The sequence below is a fragment of the Methylomonas rhizoryzae genome (genome assembly GCF_008632455.1).
Classification (GTDB): Bacteria; Pseudomonadota; Gammaproteobacteria; order Methylococcales; family Methylomonadaceae; genus Methylomonas; species Methylomonas rhizoryzae.
Genome location: NZ_CP043929.1, coordinates 229,124 through 251,135, shown reverse-complemented (window position 1 = coordinate 251,135; position 22,012 = coordinate 229,124). Strand labels below are relative to the sequence as shown.

Genomic DNA, 22,012 nt, shown 5'->3' with positions numbered 1-22,012 from the left:
TTTCTGCACGAACAGTGTCAATGAGAAATCCGCCCATTCTACTAGAAAATCAAAAAAAACAGAATGTCAATTCTATTGCAAGAATTTTATGTTTTGATTTTATGTTGCCCCTGCTCGCGCAAACACATTAATTCATATAGGGTTTGCAAACTTGGGCAAGCGATATTGCGGCGTTTGGCCGCACGCACCGCATTGCCCAATATGGCTTCCGTTTCCATCGGCTGTCCGCGCTCGAAGTCCAATAACATGCTGGTTTTGTACGGCGGCATGCGGCGGGTCTTCTCGATGTTGTATTCGACGCAGTGTTCCGGCATCGGATAGCCTAACGCCTCTGCCAAGCCACAAACTTCTTGCATGATGCGCCTGACTAAAGCCTCTTGCATTGCCAGGATCTCGGCAGTCGATAAACCGCCGGACAAAACCGATAGCGGATTAAAAGGCGCATTCCATACGCACTTTTGCCAGCGGTCGGCCACGATATTGTTGCTGCTGACGCATTCCATGCCAGCTAGGTTAAACATATTTTTCAGGCGTTCGGTAGCCGGGCTGAGGCCGGCGGGAAAACTTCCCAAGGCCAAGCGGCCGTAAGCCAAATGCTCGATTTTGCCGGGCGCTGTGCGATTGCAACAAACGAACGCCAAGCCGCTGATCAATTCGTTGTCGGGGAAGGCTTGCTGCAGCTCCCACTCGATTTCCACGCCGTTTTGCAACAACACGAGCGCGGTTTTATTGGCAACCGCACCTTGTAGTAATGCCGCCCGGTCTACGCTAGGCACGACTTTGCAGCATAAGATCAGAAAATCCGGGTCTCCTTTGTATTCCCGACTATGTTGTAGCACTTGGCTGGGACGGAAAGTCCAACGCCCGAGCGAGAAACTGTCGATTTCGATACCTTGCGTCGAGACTATTCGGTAATCCGAGCGGCAGACTACCGATACTTTACACCCCGCTTTTGCCAATAATGCGCCGTAAAATCCGCCTATCGCCCCGGCACCGACTATCAAAATATTCGCACTCAAAGCTTGTCCGCCAGGATTTGTTTCAAAAACGGAATGGTTAGTTTGCGGTGTGCCGATAGGGTCGCTTTGTCAATATGCGCCAATACTTGCCACAACGCCGTTAAATCGTGTACATAACGCGCGATTAAAAACCGCGCTACTTTAGTCGGCATATCAAACCCTAAGTACCTCGCTTTGAAACGCAACGCTTCGCTCAATTGGACGTCGTCCATGTCTTGGATTTTCAGCGTCAATCCCCAAGCCATGCGCGTTTTTAAATCGGGTAATTGCAGAGCCAGGTATTTAGGTGGGCTTTCGGCCGATAGAATGAGACGGTTATCGTTTTGTCTGTGCGCGTTGTAAAACCGAAAAAGGGCCAGTTCCCAATCAGGCTGGCCGGCAATTTTATGGATGTCGTCCAGACATACCAACTCGGCGTGCTCCAAACCGTCCAAGATGTTAGGATTTGGCAGACTTTGGACGGAAAGATCCAGATAAAACGTATCCTTGCCTTGCGCCTTGGCGAATTGGCAGCATGCTTGCAACAAATGGCTTTTCCCGCCGCCGCGGCTACCCCACAAAAAAATTTGTTGTTCGCCTTCGCCTATGGCCGTGCGTTGCAAATGCCTTAGCACTTCGGCGTTTGCCCCCGGGTAATAGCCGGCAAACGTTCGGTCGCTCCGATATTCGAATTGCACTATCAGTTGTTCGGGCATGAAATTTAACGCTTTTCCGCCGTATAAACGTAGCACCCTGCGCCGAAACAAAGCAGCAAGCTGAATATCGCTTCGGTTAATGCAAACGGCCTTTGAATGGGATCGGCATAAGCCTCGGTAATGCCGTGTAGCAGATATGGAAGGCTCAGATAGCTCATCCAGGTGCAACTTTTCAAGCGCCCCTTTAAAAAGCCTTTGAACGGTAACAACAATGGCCCGACACTGACGATCAACAGCAACGCCTTGGGTAAACCGGTGTTCGGCGCTAACAAGGTCGGCCAGGCCATCAGCAAAAAAAACAAACCGAAAAAACCGGCTAACGCCGCATAGTGATAATAAATTCTCTGCATCGATATTCAAGGGATGATATCGGCTCATAGCCGACGGCGGGTCATTATCACAAACTCGGTGGTTAAAAGCAGTTTCGTTGCTGTATGTTCTTCCGAGCGGCGTCATGTGCATTGCCTTCTCGCGGAATCGTGTTTATCGGGAACTCGTCGCTCCAAAAGTATTATCGAGCCGGTTATTTCTCGACGTTACGTCGGCGGATAAAACAAATCGAATAAGGTTGCAAACTCCTCGTGAACGCGGTCGAGCACGGCGCTAATCTGTTCCACGCCTAAATCCACCCCGTCGATCGCCGCGGAAAGTGCCGGCATATCCACTTTGCTCAGTTGATTGGCTAATCTCACCAATGCCGCTATCTGCGCATGCTCGCCGGTAAAATCGGGAAACCGATGCAAACGTATCGAATCAGTCACTATCGGCGGTAACTTCCACATGGTCGATAAGGCGGCGCCGACTTGGTACCTATCGAAACCGATGATCTGTGTCTCTATCGTTGCTTCGTCGATGTCGGGCGAAGTTTGTGCGCGCAATAGCAGGTCTACTTCTCTGGCCAGCACCGGTATGCGCCTGTACATAACCAACTGACCGATGTTATGCACCAAGCCGCATAAAAAAGCGGTATCCGCATATTTTTTGCCCGACAAAACATCCAAATGCCGTGCGGCGAGCGCGCAACGCAAATTTCTGGCCCAAAAGTCGTGTATGGAAAACTGCTGGCCGGGTAACTCGGAAAATCGCTCGATCACCAAAGTCGCCAGCACCAAATTTTGCAGTTCTCTAACCCCGATCAGAGAAACCGCGAGCGGTAGCGAGCTGACTTTGGCAGGAAAGCCGAAATAAGCACTATTGACGATTTTAAGCAAACGCATTGCCAAGCCGGCATCGCTTTCTATGACTGCGGCAGCATCGCGATTGGATTTGTTTGGGTCTTCGATAACTTTGGTTAATGCCAGATAAACGGTAGGCGGCGACGCTAACTTTAGATCGCCTCGTAATAAATCTTCTGCCTTCAGCGTTTGAGTAAAAATTGTCATTAACAAATTACAAATGCGAAAATTGCGCCTATACTGGCCTTAGCCTTGAGTTATGGGGGGCGGACACACTTTTAGCTTATCTTTTATCCGCAGAAATACAAGTCTAGCGTAAGCAATTAATTACATTACGCTTTTGATTTAGCGCCGCCTCCTTTTATAACCCAACATACCTGGATGGTATATGACTGTTTGCGACTCTTTGAAAGAAAAACTCGTCATCGTTGCCGAGCACGACAAAACCGCCGCGCAGCAGATCATCGTTTCTTTGCAGCAAAACGGATTTAGCGACGTCCGCCAAGCCGCGAACGGCGGTTCTATCTACGACATTCTCAGGCCATTTCACGATCAGCCGGACAGAATCGGTTTGATTATTCTGAACGAGCTGTTGCCCGGCTGCGTTTGGCAGGAAGTGCATCAAAGCTTATCCGGGATAGGCGACGGTTGTTTCATTCCGTTCGTTATTATGGGGCAGAACTCCGGCAATTTTACGACGCGGCCTGCTAGTCATTCCGCCGGAGACCAATGTCTGACCTACCAGCTCAAGCTGCCTCTGGATACCAACACGCTGATATTGGCGGTCAATTTTTTGCTGCGGTTAAAGCAGGAACGTTTATTACGCCATCAACAAGAAGAACAGTTGATTAACGAACTGGCATCCAAAAGTGTGATCGAGGCCAAATTAAAGTTTCTGGTCGCTCACGACGAATTGACCGGCTTATTCAATCGTAGCAGTTTCGAGCGCCAGCTGAAGCTGATTATGAACCTCAGCAACAAGATGAAAAAAGAGGGGTCATTGCTGTTTATCGACATCGATCGCTTCAGTTTAATCAACGAGCTGGAGGGTTTCGATGTCGGTGACCGCTTACTTGTGGAACTGACCATACTGATTCGTAAATTGATTCCGGCGAACAGCTTGTTCGCCAGGATAGGCGCGGACGAGTTTTGCCTGTTCCTGGAAAACAAAGCGCAAAAACAAGCCTATGTGCTGGCGGAAACCATACGCGCGACGGTGGAGAATTTTCGATTTTTTACCGGCGAAATCTGCTACAGCGTCAGCGTCTCCATAGGTGTTGCCTCGCTCGATACCGCCAATCCCGCCCAACATCCCGGCGAAATGATCTTGCACGCGCGCCAGGCCTGCAAATTCGCAAAAATCAGCGGCCGGGACAAAATTAGAATTTATAACCACGAAGATCAGTCGGTCAAAGAACGCCGCCGCGACATCTACTGGGTGCCCATCATTCGCAAAGCCATGCGGGATAACGACTTGTTTTTGGTGTTCCAACCGGTCGTGCAGCTGAATAACGGCGATATTTCCCACTACGAAGTGCTGTTGAGAATGCGCGGCGAAGACGGCCAAATTATCACGCCCGATCAGTTCATTCCGGTTGCGGAGCGTATGGGTTTAATCCACGCCCTCGATTTATGGGTGGTCGAACACGCCATCGATTTTCTAGCCTCGCTGCCGCCCTATCTTTCCCGCGTGTCGCTAGCGATCAATTTGTCGGGTACGGCGTTCGAATACCCGGATTTGTTGCAAGTGATACGCGATAAGCTGGAATTAACCTGGGTGGACGCCGGCCGCCTGACCTTCGAAATCACCGAAACCGCAGCGGTCGACAATTTCGAACGCACGCGCGATATGATCAACAAAATAAGGGAGTTAGGTTGTAAATTTGCGCTGGACGATTTCGGTGCCGGGTTTTGCTCGTTTAATTATTTGAAGTTTTTCCCGGTCGATTTCGTGAAAATTGACGGCCAGTTTGTCAGAAATTTGGACCATAACGAAACAGACCAAATCTTGGTCAAATCCATGGTCGAAATTGCCGGAAAACTCGGCAAAAGAACTATCGCCGAATTTGTCGAAACTCCGAATATTGCCCTCAAGTTAAAAGAGTTTGGCGTCAACCTCGGGCAAGGCTACGCCTTCGGCCGCCCGGAACGCAACTTACTCGACGGGCAACAAGTGGCCTTGTCCATCTTATTGAATTCGCAAAAAAATCAGGTGCCGAAAAGTCAATCCGAAAACGCGGACACGACCGACGAATAATCGGGCTACAAACTCGAGATAAACCGGTTAATTTAGGGTTTGCGGTTTACCGCGTTTATAGGGTCTGGTATATTCGAATTTGATATACCTTATTGCTATCTCATTATTCTTAAAACTAAAACAACCAAGGGGAGAGGTTATGGCAGAACTGCTTTTTGTTGCGACTACCATTTTTGTGGCTTATGTACTATTCGAAGTCGTTGCGGATAATAAGGGCAAACCGGAATCCGGCGATGCCTTGGATACGCCGCCCCCACCCCCAAAGGACGCGGAAATCGAGCAAACGCAAACGGCTGTAAGCGTCTCTGCGCCGCCTTCCACCCCGGTTCCGGTTGCCCCTCCCGTAAAAACATCGAGTAAACCGGCGGCCAAAAAACCCGCCGCTAAATCTAAAGCCACTACCACACCCAAGCCCGTAGCTGCCGGCCCCGCGCTTGCGCGTGATCAAATCAAAAATCCAAAGACCGGGGAAATTGTCAAAATCACCGGCAATTATGCTTTCGTTAAACGCTGGATCAAAGAAGCGTTAGTAGAGGAAGGGCTGCTGGATAAAATATATAAAAACAACGAATTGGATGACGAAACGCATACCAAGATTCAATCCGCTCTCGACCAATTGAAAAGCATGGAAAAATACCGGTAACGGTCGCTCAATCCAAGCCGAATTTTTTCAGTCTGAAACACAAGGAACGAAACGTCATTCCAAGTTGTTGTGCAGTTGCCGTTTTGTTCCAGCTGTTTTGTTGCAGCGCCGCTGTCAGCGCCCGTTTTTCGACGTTTTGCAAATAGCTTTCCAACGTCATGTTTTTCCGTGCGCTTTCTTGCTGTTCCCGGTTAAAGCTCGCATTGCCGTGCTGCGCCGGTATGTTTAAATCGCCGGCGTCTATGCAATCGCCTTCGTGCAAGGCCAACGCGCGCTCCAAAATATTTTCGAGCTCTCGGACGTTGCCGGGAAATTCGTATTGCTGCAGTGCGGCGAGGGCGGATGCACTCAGTTGCGGGGTAAGCACGCCGTTAGCCTTGGCCAATCGTTGCAGCACGTGCAATGCCAGTTGGGGGATGTCTTCGGCGCGGGCCCGTAACGGTGGCAAGCTGAGTTCGATGACGTTGATCCTGTAATATAAATCCTGACGAAAACTGCCTTCCTGTACCATTTTCGCCAAATCCTTGTGGGTGGCGCTGAGTAAGCGTATGTCCACCGCTACTTCCTGTTGTTCGCCTATCGGCCGTACTTTCTTTTCCTGAATGGCTCTGAGTAGTTTAACCTGCAAGGCCAACGGCAGATCGGCGACTTCGTCCAAGAACAAGGTTCCGCCGTGCGCCGCTTGAAAAAAGCCTTGTTTGTCGGCTATCGCACCGCTAAAACTGCCGCGCTTATGTCCGAAAAATTCGCTTTCCATCAATTCAGGCGGGATCGCCCCGCAGTTGATCGCAACGAAGGCTTTGTCCGCCCGCGGACTTTGTTGATGGATCAACTTGGCCACCAATTCCTTGCCCGACCCCGATTCACCGCTGATATAAATCGGCGCCTGGTTTCTGGCGACTTTTTGAATCTTGGAGCGAATTTCCCGCATCGCCGCCGATTCGCCGAGCAAAGTATCGCGGGTGCGGCGTTCCTTGCTGGCGCCTTGCAGCTCGGATATCTGTAAAGCGTTGCCGATCAACTGCCTTAACGCCTGTAAATCCACCGGTTTAGTCAAAAAATCGAAAGCGCCTTTTTTCATGGCTTTGATTGCGACGTCGACGCTGGCATGCGCGGTGATTACGGCAACCGGCAGCGACAAGCCGGTACTTTGAATCAAATCGACCAACTCCAAGCCGTCTCCGTCCGGCAAGCGCATGTCGGTCAAGCATAAATCGAACGATTGATTGGCCAGCAACTGTTTGGCTTGCGCCAAAGTTTGTGCGCCGCAGGTTTGAATGTCCATGCGATTCAGGGTAATTTCCAGTAGCTCCAAAATGTCGGGCTCGTCGTCTACCAGTAATGCAACGGGTTTGGTCATATTTCTATTACTACGTGGTCGGCATTCGCCAAATACAAGGTAAAGCAAGTTCTATCATGCTGCCTGGCGTAAATTAATTCGGCTTGATTCAATTCGGCCAACTCTTTGGAGATATACAAGCCCAAGCCGGTTCCCTGATGCGAAGTGGTGAAGAACGGTTCGAACAGGTGGGCGAGGTGTTCGCCGGCTAGTCCGTGTCCGTTATCGATCACCCGGATACATGGCCGTTGTGCGAAAAAGTCCGCCTCTATCATAATCGGGCCGAGTTCCGGTTGACCATATTTCAAAGCATTGGCGCATAGATTGTCCAGAATCTGTTTTAAATGCCCGGAGTCTACGTAAACGTTCAGCCCTTTGGTTTTACTCTGCAGTTCGAATGCCGGCTTCTTGCTGCCGTACAATTGATTTTGTTCCTGCACGAAGGCCGGCAGCCATTGGTCGAGTGCAATGCGTTGTCTCTGCGAAGGCTCGCGCCGCGATAAGGTCAATATGTCTTCGATGATTTTATTGACCCTCCGGCAATGATTGCGAATGATACTGGTCAAGCGCAGGTCTTCGCCCGTTAAATCCGCCGACTCGGACAATAGCTGACTGGCATGGTTAATCGCGCTGAGCGGGTTGCGAATTTCATGGGCGATACTCGCGGTCAAACGGCCCAACGACGCCAGCTTTGTTTGCTGCAAGCGCTGATTGTATAAGGCAATGTCTTCGACGATCAGCAAGTGCAAACCCTCGCCCTCCACCGGCAGCGGAGAGAAGCGCACGTGGACCTCCGAGCTTTGCCCGATGTCGATAATTGCGAAATCGCTATCGGGATGCTCAAGCCACAGCAAAAACGCCTGTTGAATATCCGGGGAAAAGTCCGCCAAGCGGACCGGCGGCTTGCTAAGGTTAAGCAAACGCAACAAGGATTGGTTGCATTGCACGATGAACTGCCGGCTGTCCACTATCATGATGCCGGATTGCAGGTGTTGAATGATGTAATGGTTCAATTCCTCCAGGCGAGTAATGGTTTGTGCATGCCGCTTGACCAAACTCACCGATTGTTCGACGCGTTGCGCCAATACCACCGAAATGAGCGCGATCGCAAAAAAGGCGATGCCTAATACTCCGGAATAATTCAAGGTCTTAAGACTAAAAAAACCGCTATACATCGCGAAAAGTTCTTCGGTCAACACGGCCAAGGTTGCCAAAGCTGCGACCAATAAGGCGCATTTGCCACCCAACAACAGACCGGCCGCGGCAATCGATATCGCCAGCAGACCGCCAACGCCGCTGGCGACCCCACCGCTGGCGTGCATCATTAGCGTCAAGCAGACGATGTCGGTCAAAATCAGTAGTTGCGCCACTTGGTTGTAACTCAGCCAGCGCTTGAATATCACCGGAGCGGCGCCAAAGGAAATGCCTAAATAACTCAGGCTGACGACTTGATACAGTCTTTCATCATGCGATCCCAGCAGCGACATGCCGTAACCTAAAAAAAACAGCATGGAAAACAAGCTGGCGCTGATGAAGCGATAAATCAAAAAAATCTTCAACAACAACCAAGCTTGCCGGCTCGGTATGCCGTAAGCCTTGGAAAATGGGCAGGGGTAAATGGTATCGGCCAGATTGTCGGACATCGCTACAAGGTTGGTTACGGGGGTAAGGCGAATATGCTTATCGAAATGCTTCCCCCCTGTTTCAGCTCTTTTCTGCGGGAATTAACATAAGCATAATGCCTATCGGCGATCGTTGCCGCTGAATTCGCTCGGCGGCTCGGCTTCTCGAACATTGCGGCCCGGCCTAGGCCGCAGCGTTTAGATTGGCTGGAAAGCTATGCCTGATTGCGACAAGCAACCGTCAATTGAGGCGATGACCAACAAACGGTCCGGAATGACGCCGAGTTTTATTCGGCGACACAGCTGGAAATCGCCCAGGTCCCCGCCGCAGCAATCGCATCGCGCATTTTCGCTGCCGCCTTAAGCGGGCGATGTGCGATGATAGCGGCATATCGATTATTCCTTCTTACGGTAAAGCTGCGGAGTCTTTATTAATGAATATTCACGAATATCAAGCCAAACAACTGTTCCGCGATTTTTCGATCCCGGTTCCACGAGGAGGGGTGGCGGAAAGTGCGCAACAAGCGCTGCAGGTCGCCCAAAGCTTGGACGCCGCCGCGGTCGTGGTCAAAGCGCAAATACACGCCGGTGCCCGGGGTAAAGCCGGCGGGGTAAAAGTGGCCCGCAGTCCGGAAGACGCCGAAAAACTGGCTGCCGCGCTGATCGCAACCCGCTTGGTGACGCATCAAACCGATGCTGCCGGCTTGCCGGTCAACAGTGTTTGGGTAGAGGAGGCTTCGGCTATCAAAAACGAGTATTACCTGAGTCTGTTATTGGATAGGGAAACGGAACGGCTGATATTCGTCGCCTCCGCCGCGGGCGGCATGGACATCGAAGCGGTCGCTGCGCAAACGCCGGAAAAAATCGTTAAAGTCTGCGTGCATCCGGCCGCCGGCCTGCAAGCTTACCAAGGCCGGCAAATCGCCGCGGCTTTCGGTTTGCCCAAAGCGTTGCATGCGCAGCTGCAAACTATTTTGCACGGCATGTATCAGTTGTTCTTGGCTAAAGATTGCAGCCAAATCGAGATCAACCCATTGATAGAAACCGAGGACGGCCGCCTGCTGGCACTGGACGCAAAAATCAATTTCGACGATAACGCGCTGGCTTTGCATCCGGATATTGCGGCCCTGCGCGACGTAAGCCAGGAAGACGCCAAAGAGGCCGAAGCCAAGCAATTCGACTTGAATTACATCACCTTGGGCGGCAACATCGGCTGCATGGTGAACGGAGCCGGCTTGGCCATGGCCACCATGGACATGGTTAAATTAAAGGGCGGGGCACCGGCCAACTTCCTGGACGTTGGCGGCGGCACCAACAAAGACAAAGTCAAAGAAGCGTTTAAGCTGATACTGTCGGACGGTACGGTCAAAGCAGTGCTGGTCAACATTTTCGGCGGCATCGTCAAATGCGACGTGATCGCCTCGGGTATTTTGGCTGCGGTAGAGGAAATGCACCTGACCATCCCCGTAGTAGTCCGATTGGAGGGAACCAACGTCGAATTGGGGCGGAATATGCTCAACGAATCGGGCTTGGGACTGGTAGCTGCCGCGGATTTGAATCAAGCGGCCGAACTGGCGGTTAAATTGGCGGAGGGCGTAGCGTAATGGCTATCTTGATCGATAAAAACACCAACGTCATTTGCCAAGGCTTCACCGGCAAACAAGGAACATTCCACTCCGAGCAAGCCTTGGCTTACGGCACGCAATTGGTCGGCGGCGTCACGCCCGGCCGCGGCGGCTCCACTCATTTGGGTCTGCCTGTATTCGATACCGTGCAACAAGCGGTAAAGGCAACCGGCGCCAATGCGACCATGATCTATGTACCGCCCTTTTTCGCCGCTGATGCGATATTGGAAGCGGTGGACGCGGGTATCGAATTGATCGTATGCATCACCGAAGGCATACCGGTGCTGCAAATGTTGAACGTCAAAGCGGCCATGCAAGGCAGCCGTTCTTTGCTGGTGGGTCCGAATTGCCCCGGCGTCATTACTCCGGGTCAATGCAAGATAGGCATCATGCCCGGGCATATCCACGTGCCGGGTAAAATCGGCATTGTGTCGAGATCCGGCACCTTGACATACGAAGCCGTGCATCAAACCAGCCGCGAAGGCCTGGGACAAAGCACTTGCGTCGGCATCGGCGGCGACCCGGTACACGGCATGAACTTTATCGACGTGATCCGCCGTTTCCAAGACGATCCGGACACACACGGCATTGTCATGGTCGGGGAAATCGGCGGCAGCGATGAAGAACAAGCGGCGGAATTCATCAAGGCGCACGTGACCAAACCGGTGGTCGGCTACATTGCCGGCCAAACCGCGCCGCCCGGTAAACGCATGGGCCATGCCGGCGCCATTGTCACCGGCGGCAGCGGCACGGCGGCGGGTAAGATCGCGGCGATGCAAGCGGCCGGCGTTAGCATGGTCAGCTCGCCTTCGGACATCGGCGCGGCGATGCGCGCGTGTTTTCCCCAATAATCCATGAGCTTAAAAATCGCTCTCGCCCAATTGAATTTCAGCGTCGCCGATATCGCCGGTAACGTCAAAAAAATAGCGCGCGCCGTCGATCAAGCCAAGCAGCAACAAGCCGACGTCGTGGTGTTTCCGGAGTTGTGCGTTACCGGTTATCCGCCAGAGGACTTGCTGCTGCGCGCCGACTTCGTTCAGGATGCGCAACGCGCGCTAGCCGAACTAGCCGCGCAAATCGACGGAATTGTTGCGGTCATCGGCTATCCGCAACTGCACGGCCGACAAGTGTTCAATGCTGCGGTGGTTGTGCGTGACGGTGCCATCGTCGCCGAATACCACAAGCAAGCTCTGCCCAATTACGGGGTATTCGACGAACGGCGTTATTTCCATGCCGGCCACCGGATCAGAGTGTTCGAGGTCAACCAGGTTAAGCTGGCGCTGGCGATTTGCGAGGACATCTGGCAGCCCGGGATCATCGCCGAAAACCGTGCGGCCGGGGCGGACATCGTGCTGGCGTTGAACGCTTCTCCGTTCAACGCCGGCAAGATGCAAGAGCGCGAGACCATCATTTGCCGCCAAGTGCGAGAAGCGCAAATCCCCTTGGTATACGTGAATCAGATCGGCGGTCAGGACGAGTTGGTATTCGACGGCGCCTCCTTTGTTGCCGACCGAAACGGCGACATCGTGTTCCGCGCCGCCGAATTCGTTGAACAGCTCAGCGTGGTCGAATTCGGCCCTCAAGGTCCGCAGCCGGCCGAGGTGGCCCCGCTGTACCAACCGGTGGTCAGCGAATATCAAGCCTTGGTGTTGGGTATACGCGATTATGTGCGCAAAAACGGCTTTCAAGGTGCGATTTTGGGTTTGTCGGGCGGCATAGATTCCGCTTTGGTGTTGGCGCTGGCGGTCGACGCCTTGGGTGCCGACCGGGTGGAAGCGGTGTCGATGCCTTCGCGTTACACCCTGGGCATGAGCAACGAAGACGCCGCCTTGGAAGCGGCGGCGTTGGGGGTCAAGCTGCATACGATTCCGATAGAACCGGCAGTGAACGCGTTTACCGACATGCTGGCGCCGTTGTTTGTCGGTACCCAAAAAGATACCACCGAAGAAAACATCCAAGCCCGCTGCCGCGGCGTTTTGCTGATGGCGCTGTCCAACAAACAAGGCAAACTGCTGTTGACTACCGGCAACAAAAGCGAAATGAGCGTCGGTTACGCCACGCTGTACGGCGATATGGCCGGCGGCTTTGCGCCGCTGAAAGACGTGTCCAAACTGCTGGTCTATAAACTGGCCGAATACCGCAACGGCATTTCCCCTGTCATTCCGCAGCGCGTGCTGGAACGTCCGCCGTCGGCGGAACTGGCCCCCGATCAAAAAGACGAAGACTCCTTGCCGCCCTATGCGATTTTGGACCCGATTCTGGCCTTGTATATAGAGCAGGATAAATCGGCGGCTGAAATCGTCGCCCTGGGTTACCCGCGCGCAGCCGTGGAGCGGGCAATCGGCTTGGTGGACAGAAACGAGTACAAACGCCGCCAATCGCCGCCGGGTATCCGCATTACCGCCCGCGCTTTCGGCCGCGACCGGCGCTATCCGATATCCTCGGCGTATCGCGGCGCCATGCAACTGAGCGGAGATAAATCATGACCATCAAACGCTGTTTCATATTGATTTGCTCGCTCGGTTTTAGCTTGGCGAGCTTCGGTGCCGAAACGACGTTGTCCGTGCCGATGGATTACCGCTTGATTCGCCAAGTGTTGGTCAGTCAACTGTTCACCGGCAACGGACAAAGCGCCCGGGTATGGAAAGACGCCAAACAATGCAATTATGTCGACTTGGCCAACCCGCAGCTTGCCGGCGCGGATGGCCAGGTGAAAATCAGCAACCACGTGCATGCCAGGTTCGGCGCACAGCTCGGCAATAATTGCATGAAGTTGGTGGAATGGAATGGCATATTGGAAACGCTGCAGGCGCCGACGCTAGACGCCTCCGGCAATGTGTTGAGCTTTCCGGTGACGCACATCGATGCCTTCGACAATCAGGGCCGCAAATTGGACATTGCCCAGTTGCAAGACTTGCTGCAGCAAGCCGTTGCGCCGCGTTTGGCTGCCTTGAAAATCGACTTGGCCAGCGCTCGCGGCGATATCGTCAAAGGCTTGCTGCCTTTCGTGCCGGACGAAAACAGCGAGCAATTGTACGATACCGTCAACAGCTTGCGGTTCCGCAAGGTGCAAGCCAATGCCGGCAACATCGTGCTGGACGTCGCATTCAGCGCCAACCGACCACCGGCCGGCAACTTGGTCAGCGCGCCGTTCAACCCAGAAGAGATGCAGCAATGGCGGCGAGTTTGGCAAAAATGGCAGGGCTCGTTGGGTCAAGCCATCACCAACGCCAAGTTAAGCGGCGGAGAGGCTCAGCGCGCCGGCTTGCAAACCATGTTGCAGAAAGCCGGAGTAACCTTAGAACAAGCACTGCTGGCAACACCTGAAGCCGCCGATCCGCTACGCCGTTTTTTAAACGATTCTTGGAGCGATCTGACCCCGTTGCTGCGCACTGTCGCCAACCATATTCCGGGCGCTGAGGGGCTACGCTTTTTAACCCTGTTAGCACCGACCGACGTCATGCACGAGCTGGAAACCGTTACGACCCCGCTGGGGTTGGACTTGTCCGCCAACGGATTGCGTAAAATCGCCCGCAGCTATCTGCAACAAATAGAGCAAGGCTAGCCCGATAGTCTCCGGACTCTTGTCTAGCGTTTTGCCCGGACCAACTTATCGTGTATTTGCTTGCCGATGTTAAGCGTAAAATGCCGTAACCCGTCGTGGCTACGGCTGTCGTTGACCGACGCCCAAAAGGCCTGCAAAGCCGGCGAAGCCAGATCTTTCGCCCAGCTTACGCCTAAGCAAACGGAGGCGGTCAATTGACATACGCTGGCTTTAGCGCCTGAGTAGATTTGCCGCCAGTTCAGTTCCGGTTGCCACATTTGGTACAGACTCAAGCCGATTTGAAAATTCAACGACAAACCCATCAGCCCGCCGCTGACAATCAACAAATAGGCGAACCCCGGATTCTCCCTGGTTAGATACCAAGCAAAAATATCGGTCAGCATACTCATAAAAGGAATACCGATCGTCAGGCGTTTCAACCAAACCGGAATCTCGCACAGGATGAATAATCTGCCGACAAAGAACAGAATGAACGCGATACCGAACACGTGGATATGCGACACCCTCACCAGCGAAGGCACCGATGCGCCGCGATCCGATTCCGTTAATTTGACGACGTGTTCGTAACTGGTCAAAGGCGGCACATTCATCCCACTAGCCGGGGCATGACAGCCGAGACAGTCGCGCTGCAATATTGGGGCGATTTGCGATTGATACCAAGCCTGCGGTGCGCCGGCGTCTATCCAATCCAGAATGGCCGACTTATCGGCGGGCGATTTCAAATTTCCGGCCATGGGGCCATTGATGGCTGCGGCCAAACGGGTTTGATCAGGGCTGCCGTGATAAGCAATCGCGATATCCGCCACCGAAATCCCCGGTGCGCCGTCGCGACCTTGATGGGTGAAAAATACTTGCCCCAGCGAAAACAAATAACCCACGGCAATACTGAGTAAAAACAAGCTGTTCAGAATCCGTTCCGATACGGAGATATCGCTAAAACGTTGACAGGTTGCCATAAGCTCACCTCGTGTTTACGAAAACACTTCTAGTAAAGCAAGTAGTGCGCCATGATTTAAGCAATACATTTCAATGTCTTGGCGAATAACCTCGCAATCCAGCGTGAATCAGATGGTGCAACGCGCACCGTTGTGGCAACAATGTAACATTCGTTGTCCTAAGGCAACATCAACGCAAGAACGGCAATAGGACGCCGAACAGTAGGATCAGTGCGGAGCCCAATAACGTCGTACCGTCCGGCACGCGCGCGAACCACAAAACAGCCCAGATCGAACTCAATACCGGCGCCAAATAGCCGACGGCACTCACCATGGCGGCCGGCGCTTGTTGATAGGCGCGCGTCATCGCCATTTGTGCCGCACTACCTAATAAGCCGGCGGCCAGCAGCAACGTCCAGATACGCCAACCCTGCGGCAAGCGATAGCCGTAAACGGCAAAGTAAGCCAGATGCACCATCAATGCCACCAGGCAAAAATAAAAAATCACCGATTGCGGCGAGTTGCTGCGCCCGGCTCGCGCCACCATCAAATAGGCTAACGCCGATAGAAAACCCGCCGCCAGGGCCATGGCTCGGCCCAAATAATCGGCAGGAGTGGCGCTTGGTTGAAACATCAAGCCGACACCGGCAAACGAACCCAAAATTGCCAGCCATCCCAAAAAGCTATTGCTCTGGCCCAAAACCCACGGCCCTAGCAAGGCAACAAATACTCCGCTGCTGGCGGCTAAAAACGCACTTTCGCCCGGCCCGATTCGGGTAATCGCCGTGAACGACAACATCAGTGCGATAGTGCCGAACAAGCCGCGTAACCACAACGACGGTCGCTTGTCGCCGATCAGCTCGCCGGCCCGACGGCTTAAACTGGCCGGAATCCACACTACCAACAAGTTACAGACAATGCGGACGAAACTGATTACCGTAGCCGGCAAACTGCCGTCCAATTGGCGAATACCGTACACGCAAGCGTTCATCAACGAAAAGAATATGCAAGCCAGCACCATCTGCAACAGACCTCGACGGGCAATGCTGCATATCCAAGCCGACCGATGCAAGAGTAATAATTTCGAAATCACGGAACTCATCTGAGCAAACAATGGTTTAGTGTACTCGGAATAAGGCTGGGTCTTTATTTACAATAGCGATACACTGCCGTCATGCAATTGCGTGACACTCTGGTACAAGCCGCTAAAGCCGTCAAAACCCAGCCGTTACGCTCAGGCCTGATCGTATTGGCGATGAGCATCGGAGTAGCCGCTGTTTGCGTGCTGACCGCGCTGGGCGACAGTGCCCGGCAGTATGTGGTCAACGAATTCGAGGCTTTAGGCACACATCTGCTAATCGTACTGCCGGGTAGAAACGAAACCACCGGTGGCCATCCGCCGGTTTTCGGCGAGACCCCGCGCGACTTGACCTTGGACGATGCCGGTGCCTTGCTCAAAATTCGCCACATCGCCGCGATGGCGCCGGTTGCCGTCGGTTCGGCACCGATTTCCGCCGGCCGGTTGGAGCGGGAAACCAATATCATGGGTTCTACCCATGCCTTGCTACGGGTGCGGCATTTGAGCGTGGAGCAAGGCCGATTTTTGCCGGAATCGGCAATCGATAGTGAGATGCCGGTTTGCGTCATCGGCAGAACCATCCGCGAAGAGTTGTTCGCCCGCCGTCCGGCAATCGGGCAATGGCTGCGGATTAATGATAGGCGTTTTCGGGTGATCGGCGTGTTGGCAGCCGAGGGTCAGTCGATAGGCGTAGGTTTCGACGAGCTGGTCATCGTGCCGGTTGCTGCGGCGATGGCATTATTTGATAGTCATTCCTTATTTCGAATTTTGATCGAAACGCCATCCGATTCGGCGATGCGCAAAGCACAAGCCGAAGTGCGGCAATTGATCCAAATGCGCCACGAAGGCGAAGACGACATCACCATCATTACCCAAGACAGCGTAGTCGGCACCTTCGACAAAATTCTCGGCGCGCTGACGCTTACCGTAACCGGCATCGCGGCAGTCAGTCTGACCGTGGCCGGCGTGCTGGTGATGAACGTCATGCTGGTCAGCGTGAGCCAGCGCACTGCGGAAATTGGTCTGCTGAAAGCGTTGGGGGCGACACGAAACCAAGTGCTGGGCTTATTTCTATCTGAAGCCGCATTGTTATCTTGCGCCGGCGCGTTGTTAGGCGCAATTATCGGGCAACTCGGACTCGTGATATTGGCATGGGCTTATCCGGAATTTCCGGTGAGTTTGCCGGTGTGGGCCTGGTTAGCTGCTGTATGGGTCGCATTGGCTACAGGCTTGATCTTTGGCGTACTGCCGGCTCGAAAAGCCGCTAAGTTAGACCCGGTTAATGCCTTGAGCCGAAGGTGAGCATGTTTTGGCAAGACTCGGCAAAATTCGCGCTACGCAGCATTGTCAGTCATAAACAGCGCTCATTGTTAACCGCGTTGGGGTTGATCATCGGCATTGCCGCAGTAGTGATCTTGACCTCTATCGGCCGCGGCGTGCATCACTTCGTGCTGGGCGAATTTACTCAGTTCGGCACCCGGTTGATAGCCGTATATCCCGGCAAAACCACTACATTCGGCTTGTCCGGCGCTACCATCAGCACGGTGCGTCCGTTATCTCAGGACGATGCCGCGAGCCTTGCCGGCATTGAGCAAATCGAAGCGGTAGTTCCCGTCGTGCAGGGAAATGCGCTGGTAGAGGCGGGCCAACGCCAACGCCGTACCACGATTTTGGGCGTGGGGCCGGCCGTTCCGCAGGTTTGGAAAATCGATTTGGAAATAGGCCGATTTTTACCTGACGATAGCTTCAATAGTCCGCGAGCTTTTGCGGTGTTGGGCAGTAAAATGCGCAAGGAATTGTTCGGCTCGACCAATCCGCTCGGCCAACGCATTCGTATTGGCAACGATCGCTTTCGCGTGGCCGGTGTGATGCAAACCAAGGGACAGATACTCGGATTCGATCTGGATGACACCGTTTACATTCCTGCGGGTAAAGCATTGGAGCTGTTCGATCGGCAAGGCGTCATGGAAATCGACGTGCTGTATAGCGACCAAGCCCGCGCCGAAGATGTGGAACGTGCCATCAAACGGCGTTTGATTATGCGGCACGGCAGCGAAGATTTCACGCTTATCAGCCAAAATCAAATGCTGGAAAAGATGGATTCGGTGTTGAACGTATTGACCATGGCCGTGGCTGCCTTGGGCAGCATTTCGCTACTGGTCGGGTCGGTGGGAATATTGACCGTAATGAGCATAGCGGTTTCCGAGCGAGTCACCGAAATCGGGTTATTGAGGGCGATAGGCGCGGACAAATCCACAATATTCCGATTGTTTTTAGGAGAAGCGGTCCTCCTAAGCGCCGCAGGCGGCGTCGGCGGGTTGGTACTGGGCATTGCCCTAGTCGTTTTGGCAGGCCTGTTCGTCCCCGCGTTACCTGTTCAGTTAGCCGGAAGCTATTTGCTTGGTGCTTTTTTTGTCTCGGTTTTTATCGGCATCGCTACCGGAGTAGTCCCCGCCATCAAAGCAGCCAATTTAAATCCTTTGCAAGCATTGAGAGCGGAATAGTTAAGGCCTGAGTCCATAAGCCATGGCTATAAACCTCCAGTATTCGTTGTGTCATTCTAAGTAGCAGCCACACGGAAATCAATTAATTTATTATAAATCAATTAGTTACAATTAATCCGCCGCACGAAGATGTGTTGTCCGGACACCGGTTTTGCCTTATTTCGGGCGAATATCGGCCTGCAAACTGTCAACCGGCGTTGAAAAGTTTCCACCCCAGGTTGTTCAATGCCCGGCTTTTTGCCGGAGAATCCTGGAGTGATAGACGTGGAAGAAGTAGCCGAAATTCGGCGGTTGCATTTTGTGGAGAAAGCGACCGTCAGCGAGTTGGCCAAACAATTCAAATTATCCTGCCCCACCATCCGTAAACATCTCCATACGCTGGATGAACCGGTGTATCCGGTGCGTAAATCCCAGCCCCATCCCAAGCTAGGCCCATTTCGCAATCAGCTTGAGCAATGGTTGGAAGCCGATAGTCGATTAGGATCGAGTGACGTAGATCGGTGCTCATATTGACTAAACGTAAAGCTCCAATCAGCTCGATTATTTGTGTCATGAATTGAAGGGTAGGCCAATTCATCCAAGAACTAGGCGGCGGCAAGCCTTTACAGATTAAACGCCTGCGCTAGCTCGTTGACGATTTGCCGTTTCTGGTCACGGCCTTGATGGATGTAGCGCATCGTGGTTTGAATGCTCTTGTGGCCGGCTAGTTTGGCGATCTGATTGATTTCTTTACCGGCGTCGGACAAGGCTGAGCAGAAGCCGTGCCGAAGGCAATGGAAGGTAAAGCGCTCAATCTTAACGCTGCCGTCCGCATTCAAAACGTCCTTGTCGGAGATATTGGCGGCTTTCAAGGCGTTGCGCCAAGCTGCGCGGAAATCCATCGGTTGCTCGGGAAGTTCGATTGACGGAAAGATCAAGCCGGTACCGATTTCCTGATGGCGCTTCAGTTCGGTAATAACAACGGGCGCCAGATACAGCTCCCGACTGGTACCGTTTTTGGTATCGCCAAGAAAGGCGGTGCCCTCTTTGAAATTGATGTCGTTCCAGCGCAAATTCATCAATTCGCCTTTGCGGGCGCCGGTGGTCATGGCCATGACCACCAGCAGATACAATTTGTCCCAATGGGACTCTTGGCAGGCTTTAATCAAGCGCTGGCGCTCCTGATCCGATAACACCCGATCCCTACGCTTGGTGTCGTCATCGACTACCACGCTACGGACGATGTTTTCATCGACATAGCCACGACTGAGGCCGAATTTGTAGATGCTCGACAGCACTGCCTTTTTACGGTTTATCGTGGTAGTCCGTTCGCCTGCATCGAGCATGTCGTCAACGTGTTCGCGCAAGTCGAAGATGTCGATGTCGGTCATGATGCGGTCCCCGAACACCCTGCACCAGTAATCAACCCGCTGCATCTGGCCTTTGTAGTCTTTCTTTCCCCACCGAGATAGGTATTCATCGCAGACTACGCGAAAAGTCTTGTAACGGATACGTTTACCGGCCTTGATAAACAGCTCGGCGCCGCCCATGGCTTCGATGTCGGCTTCGGTCAGCGCCGACAGCTGAGCCGGCGACATCAATGGAATAGCTTTGATGCAGTGCTCAATGTCATCTGCCCAAACTTGCGCAAGTTTCTCAGTGGGGAAGGTCTTGTTTTTTACGATACCTTCCATCACCGCCTTGAGCCACGAAATAGGTACCGCTGGTTACGCCAATGATTGTGCTGATTGCTTCCATTTGCAGACTATTTGAAAAAACAGGCTGCCATCCACCTTTTTAAAGAGGGTAAGTTGTCTTCAGGTACGGCTGCCGCATGGCTGGGTATTGAGCGATTGGCATTTCTAAGATTGGCTTTTGTGGCAGGCGCGCTACCCTATTGGAAGATACCGCCGACGATTTTACGCGTGAAACCGCATTACTATGATTGTGCGCCTAATCACGCGCCATTTATGTCCAACAACCTCAGTTCTCCTACAAAACCGGCACTCTCTTCCTTCGACATGTCATTAAACTTCAATGAAATCAGCTGATTATCTGGTTTTGTTGTATCGGCAACAAAATCGGCAATAATTTTAGCCATCTGTATAATTAGTCTATGAAAAACAATTCATTAGATTAGTTAAAGATCGGCATGCCAACACCAACCGAAACGCCTTATCGCATTGAGCCTTGTCTGCTGGAAAATCCGCCGCTGGATGTGGTCGATTTGGTGGCGGATTTGACTTCGCTGACCGAACAGCTAGGTGCCCGATTACATCCCGATGCCGCTGCAAGTTTGGCCGATATGGTGCGAATCATGAATTGCTATTACTCGAATCTGATTGAAGGCCATAACACCCTGCCCCGCGATATCGAACGCGCATTGGCCAACGAACTCGATCATGATCAAGCTAGGCGCAATTTACAGATCGAAGCCAGAGCGCATATTCGCGTACAAAAGCTGATCGACAAGATGCACATGCAAAATGCTTTGCCGGAACCCGCATCTTGCGATTTTTTGCAATGGCTACATACCGAGTTTTACCGAGACGCCAGTGATGAGATGCTAGTAATCAAGCAAGGTCAACAAGACTTCAAAATGGTGCCAGGCGAATTCAGGTCGTTAACCGTTCATGATGTGGCTGTCGGTCGTCACCTGCCACCCGGCACTGAAAAGGTGACGGATTTCATGCGGCACTTCGAACAAAGTTACCGGCTTGAAACCATGGGCAAAGGCAGCCGTATTTTAGCGATGGCCGCCGCGCATCATCGTTTAGCTTATATCCATCCGTTTGCCGACGGCAATGGCCGTGTCAGCCGCTTAATGAGTCACGCCATGGGGCTTAAGGCCGGAATCGGCGCATTCGGGTTATGGTCTATTTCCAGGGGATTGGCTCGCGGTCTGAACAGCAGGCAAGAATATAAACAGATGATGGATGTCGCCGACAGTCCGAGGCAAGGTGATTTGGATGGTCGTGGCAATCTGTCGCAAAAAGCATTGACCGAATTTGTCAGATGGTTCCTGTCGGCTTGTATCGATCAGGCGAAATTCATGACTTCATTATTCGAGTTTGATCAACTCGCCAACCGACTAAAAATTTACACCGAAAGACAAGGTTTGCGACCGGAAGCCTTTTTCATTTTGCATCGGATTCTATTGCAAGGGGAAATGCCACGCGGCGAAGCAGAGCGGGTGACCGGCCTGAAAGAACGTAGCGCCCGCATGGTGTTGGCCGATTTGGTCAAGGATGGCATAGTCAATTCTCAGACCCCCAAAGGCCCAATATCGCTGCGATTTACCAGCCAATCCATCGACATGCTGTTTCCCAGGTTATTTGCCGAGAGCTGATGTTGTTGGGTTGCTCAATCGAGTTCAGTTTGGCTGGATTTCAGTCAATACATACTGGCAGTCAGAATGTTTTTGTTCAGCCAAAATCCGACGGTTGGTTTGCTAATGTAGGCTGGGTTGAATGATAATGAAACCCAGCGTCGAAGGTGATTATTTGAGATATACAAATGATTGTTTTAAAGCTTTTGCTGGGTTTCGCGTTGCTTAACCCAGCTTATAGCCGTAAG

General features: G+C 52.7%; 20 protein-coding genes and 1 pseudogene. 11 read left to right on the top strand and 10 right to left on the bottom strand.

Features of this window, described 5'->3' with window-relative positions:
* Nucleotides 1-86: 86 nt before the first annotated feature.
* From F1E05_RS01140 to F1E05_RS01125, 4 genes are all read right to left on the bottom strand, one after another.
* On the bottom strand, nucleotides 87-1,019 hold the full coding sequence (locus tag F1E05_RS01140; RefSeq protein WP_150046158.1) for a ketopantoate reductase family protein: 933 nt from the start codon (nucleotides 1,017-1,019) through the stop codon (nucleotides 87-89).
* Nucleotides 1,016-1,714, bottom strand: a complete 699-nt coding sequence (gene hda / locus F1E05_RS01135; protein WP_150046157.1) for a DnaA regulatory inactivator Hda — start codon at nucleotides 1,712-1,714, stop codon at nucleotides 1,016-1,018. Before hda ends, F1E05_RS01140 begins: the two co-directional genes overlap by 4 nt.
* 5 nt (nucleotides 1,715-1,719) lie before the next feature.
* Nucleotides 1,720-2,064: a DUF2069 domain-containing protein gene (locus tag F1E05_RS01130; RefSeq protein WP_150046156.1), complete on the bottom strand. Its 345-nt coding sequence runs from the start codon at nucleotides 2,062-2,064 to the stop codon at nucleotides 1,720-1,722.
* Between the two features lie 186 nt (nucleotides 2,065-2,250).
* Nucleotides 2,251-3,096, bottom strand: coding sequence for an HDOD domain-containing protein (locus F1E05_RS01125; RefSeq protein ID WP_150046155.1), 846 nt, complete (start codon nucleotides 3,094-3,096; stop codon nucleotides 2,251-2,253).
* A gap of 181 nt (nucleotides 3,097-3,277) precedes the next feature.
* Between F1E05_RS01125 and F1E05_RS01120 the strand changes: the two genes are divergently transcribed.
* Complete coding sequence (locus F1E05_RS01120) at nucleotides 3,278-5,146, top strand: GGDEF and EAL domain-containing protein (RefSeq protein WP_150046154.1); 1,869 nt, start codon at nucleotides 3,278-3,280, stop codon at nucleotides 5,144-5,146.
* Between the two features lie 139 nt (nucleotides 5,147-5,285).
* Entirely contained in the window at nucleotides 5,286-5,789 is a 504-nt protein-coding gene (locus F1E05_RS01115) for a hypothetical protein (RefSeq protein ID WP_150046153.1), read from the top strand.
* 7 nt (nucleotides 5,790-5,796) lie between these two features.
* On the opposite strand, the gene F1E05_RS01110 is transcribed toward F1E05_RS01115, so the two are convergent.
* Both F1E05_RS01110 and F1E05_RS01105 read right to left on the bottom strand, forming a co-directional pair.
* A complete protein-coding gene (locus F1E05_RS01110) occupies nucleotides 5,797-7,149 on the bottom strand; it encodes a sigma-54-dependent transcriptional regulator (protein ID WP_150046152.1) in 1,353 nt (450 codons plus the stop codon).
* The gene (locus tag F1E05_RS01105; RefSeq protein ID WP_150046151.1) at nucleotides 7,146-8,771 is read right to left on the bottom strand and encodes a sensor histidine kinase; all 1,626 of its coding nucleotides are present in this window, start codon (nucleotides 8,769-8,771) and stop codon (nucleotides 7,146-7,148) included. Before F1E05_RS01105 ends, F1E05_RS01110 begins: the two co-directional genes overlap by 4 nt.
* Before the next feature lie 413 nt (nucleotides 8,772-9,184).
* Here F1E05_RS01105 and sucC point away from each other — a divergent pair, with 413 nt between their 5' ends.
* Genes sucC through F1E05_RS01085 form a run of 4 tightly spaced genes read left to right on the top strand, consistent with a single transcriptional unit; the run spans nucleotide 9,185 to nucleotide 13,940 of the window.
* Nucleotides 9,185-10,354, top strand: coding sequence for an ADP-forming succinate--CoA ligase subunit beta (gene sucC, locus F1E05_RS01100; protein WP_150046150.1), 1,170 nt, complete (start codon nucleotides 9,185-9,187; stop codon nucleotides 10,352-10,354).
* Nucleotides 10,354-11,226: a succinate--CoA ligase subunit alpha gene (gene sucD / locus F1E05_RS01095; protein WP_150046149.1), complete on the top strand. Its 873-nt coding sequence runs from the start codon at nucleotides 10,354-10,356 to the stop codon at nucleotides 11,224-11,226. Before sucC ends, sucD begins: the two co-directional genes overlap by 1 nt.
* 3 nt (nucleotides 11,227-11,229) lie before the next feature.
* Complete coding sequence (locus F1E05_RS01090; protein WP_150046148.1) at nucleotides 11,230-12,861, top strand: NAD+ synthase; 1,632 nt, start codon at nucleotides 11,230-11,232, stop codon at nucleotides 12,859-12,861.
* The gene (locus tag F1E05_RS01085) at nucleotides 12,858-13,940 is read left to right on the top strand and encodes a hypothetical protein (RefSeq protein ID WP_150046147.1); all 1,083 of its coding nucleotides are present in this window, start codon (nucleotides 12,858-12,860) and stop codon (nucleotides 13,938-13,940) included. The genes F1E05_RS01090 and F1E05_RS01085 overlap by 4 nt, the downstream gene beginning before the upstream one ends.
* A gap of 23 nt (nucleotides 13,941-13,963) precedes the next feature.
* Here F1E05_RS01085 and F1E05_RS01080 read toward each other — a convergent pair whose 3' ends face one another.
* Both F1E05_RS01080 and F1E05_RS01075 read right to left on the bottom strand, forming a co-directional pair.
* On the bottom strand, nucleotides 13,964-14,896 hold the full coding sequence (locus F1E05_RS01080; protein WP_232056737.1) for a hypothetical protein: 933 nt from the start codon (nucleotides 14,894-14,896) through the stop codon (nucleotides 13,964-13,966).
* Between the two features lie 169 nt (nucleotides 14,897-15,065).
* On the bottom strand, nucleotides 15,066-15,977 hold the full coding sequence (locus tag F1E05_RS01075) for a DMT family transporter (protein ID WP_232056736.1): 912 nt from the start codon (nucleotides 15,975-15,977) through the stop codon (nucleotides 15,066-15,068).
* A 72-nt stretch (nucleotides 15,978-16,049) separates the two neighbouring features.
* On the opposite strand from F1E05_RS01075, the gene F1E05_RS01070 reads away from it, so the two are divergent.
* The 3 genes from F1E05_RS01070 to F1E05_RS01060 all read left to right on the top strand — a co-directional run bounded on the left by F1E05_RS01070 (nucleotide 16,050) and on the right by F1E05_RS01060 (nucleotide 18,970).
* Entirely contained in the window at nucleotides 16,050-17,255 is a 1,206-nt protein-coding gene (locus F1E05_RS01070) for an ABC transporter permease (RefSeq protein WP_150046146.1), read from the top strand.
* A 2-nt stretch (nucleotides 17,256-17,257) separates the two neighbouring features.
* Nucleotides 17,258-18,457 carry an ABC transporter permease gene (locus tag F1E05_RS01065; protein WP_150051716.1) on the top strand — a complete coding sequence of 400 codons (1,200 nt, stop codon included), beginning with the start codon at nucleotides 17,258-17,260 and terminating at the stop codon, nucleotides 18,455-18,457.
* Nucleotides 18,458-18,682: 225 nt separating this feature from the next.
* On the top strand, nucleotides 18,683-18,970 hold the full coding sequence (locus tag F1E05_RS01060) for a hypothetical protein (RefSeq protein ID WP_150046145.1): 288 nt from the start codon (nucleotides 18,683-18,685) through the stop codon (nucleotides 18,968-18,970).
* Between the two features lie 89 nt (nucleotides 18,971-19,059).
* Here the strand turns inward: F1E05_RS01060 and F1E05_RS01055 are convergent, their stop codons facing one another.
* Complete coding sequence (locus F1E05_RS01055) at nucleotides 19,060-20,034, bottom strand: tyrosine-type recombinase/integrase (protein WP_190303217.1); 975 nt, start codon at nucleotides 20,032-20,034, stop codon at nucleotides 19,060-19,062.
* Between the two features lie 150 nt (nucleotides 20,035-20,184).
* Here F1E05_RS01055 and F1E05_RS20815 point away from each other — a divergent pair.
* A pseudogene (locus F1E05_RS20815) lies at nucleotides 20,185-20,295 on the top strand (UPF0175 family protein); the annotation flags it as partial.
* Between the two features lie 98 nt (nucleotides 20,296-20,393).
* On the opposite strand, the gene F1E05_RS20495 reads toward F1E05_RS20815, so the two are convergent.
* A complete protein-coding gene (locus F1E05_RS20495; RefSeq protein ID WP_190303216.1) occupies nucleotides 20,394-20,537 on the bottom strand; it encodes a hypothetical protein in 144 nt (47 codons plus the stop codon).
* 51 nt (nucleotides 20,538-20,588) lie between these two features.
* On the opposite strand from F1E05_RS20495, the gene F1E05_RS01045 reads away from it, so the two are divergent.
* Complete coding sequence (locus F1E05_RS01045) at nucleotides 20,589-21,785, top strand: Fic family protein (RefSeq protein ID WP_150046143.1); 1,197 nt, start codon at nucleotides 20,589-20,591, stop codon at nucleotides 21,783-21,785.
* Nucleotides 21,786-22,012 lie beyond the last annotated feature (227 nt).

What these genes read in the sequence shown, in the direction of transcription:
- F1E05_RS01115 (WP_150046153.1), top strand. Translation starts at nt 5,286, where the DNA reads ATGGCAGAACTGCTTTTTGTTGCGACTACCATTTTTGTGGCTTATGTA.
- F1E05_RS01090 (WP_150046148.1), top strand. Translation starts at nt 11,230, where the DNA reads ATGAGCTTAAAAATCGCTCTCGCCCAATTGAATTTCAGCGTCGCCGAT.
- F1E05_RS01080 (WP_232056737.1), bottom strand. Translation starts at nt 14,896, where the DNA reads ATGGCAACCTGTCAACGTTTTAGCGATATCTCCGTATCGGAACGGATT.
- F1E05_RS01045 (WP_150046143.1), top strand. Translation starts at nt 20,589, where the DNA reads ATGCCAACACCAACCGAAACGCCTTATCGCATTGAGCCTTGTCTGCTG.
- F1E05_RS01065 (WP_150051716.1), top strand. Translation starts at nt 17,258, where the DNA reads ATGTTTTGGCAAGACTCGGCAAAATTCGCGCTACGCAGCATTGTCAGT.
- sucD (WP_150046149.1), top strand. Translation starts at nt 10,354, where the DNA reads ATGGCTATCTTGATCGATAAAAACACCAACGTCATTTGCCAAGGCTTC.
- F1E05_RS01105 (WP_150046151.1), bottom strand. Translation starts at nt 8,771, where the DNA reads ATGTCCGACAATCTGGCCGATACCATTTACCCCTGCCCATTTTCCAAG.
- F1E05_RS01110 (WP_150046152.1), bottom strand. Translation starts at nt 7,149, where the DNA reads ATGACCAAACCCGTTGCATTACTGGTAGACGACGAGCCCGACATTTTG.
- F1E05_RS01070 (WP_150046146.1), top strand. Translation starts at nt 16,050, where the DNA reads ATGCAATTGCGTGACACTCTGGTACAAGCCGCTAAAGCCGTCAAAACC.
- hda (WP_150046157.1), bottom strand. Translation starts at nt 1,714, where the DNA reads ATGCCCGAACAACTGATAGTGCAATTCGAATATCGGAGCGACCGAACG.
- F1E05_RS01085 (WP_150046147.1), top strand. Translation starts at nt 12,858, where the DNA reads ATGACCATCAAACGCTGTTTCATATTGATTTGCTCGCTCGGTTTTAGC.
- F1E05_RS01120 (WP_150046154.1), top strand. Translation starts at nt 3,278, where the DNA reads ATGACTGTTTGCGACTCTTTGAAAGAAAAACTCGTCATCGTTGCCGAG.
- F1E05_RS01125 (WP_150046155.1), bottom strand. Translation starts at nt 3,096, where the DNA reads ATGACAATTTTTACTCAAACGCTGAAGGCAGAAGATTTATTACGAGGC.
- F1E05_RS01130 (WP_150046156.1), bottom strand. Translation starts at nt 2,064, where the DNA reads ATGCAGAGAATTTATTATCACTATGCGGCGTTAGCCGGTTTTTTCGGT.
- sucC (WP_150046150.1), top strand. Translation starts at nt 9,185, where the DNA reads ATGAATATTCACGAATATCAAGCCAAACAACTGTTCCGCGATTTTTCG.
- F1E05_RS01055 (WP_190303217.1), bottom strand. Translation starts at nt 20,034, where the DNA reads ATGTCGCCGGCTCAGCTGTCGGCGCTGACCGAAGCCGACATCGAAGCC.
- F1E05_RS01075 (WP_232056736.1), bottom strand. Translation starts at nt 15,977, where the DNA reads ATGAGTTCCGTGATTTCGAAATTATTACTCTTGCATCGGTCGGCTTGG.
- F1E05_RS20495 (WP_190303216.1), bottom strand. Translation starts at nt 20,537, where the DNA reads ATGGCTAAAATTATTGCCGATTTTGTTGCCGATACAACAAAACCAGAT.
- F1E05_RS01060 (WP_150046145.1), top strand. Translation starts at nt 18,683, where the DNA reads ATGCCCGGCTTTTTGCCGGAGAATCCTGGAGTGATAGACGTGGAAGAA.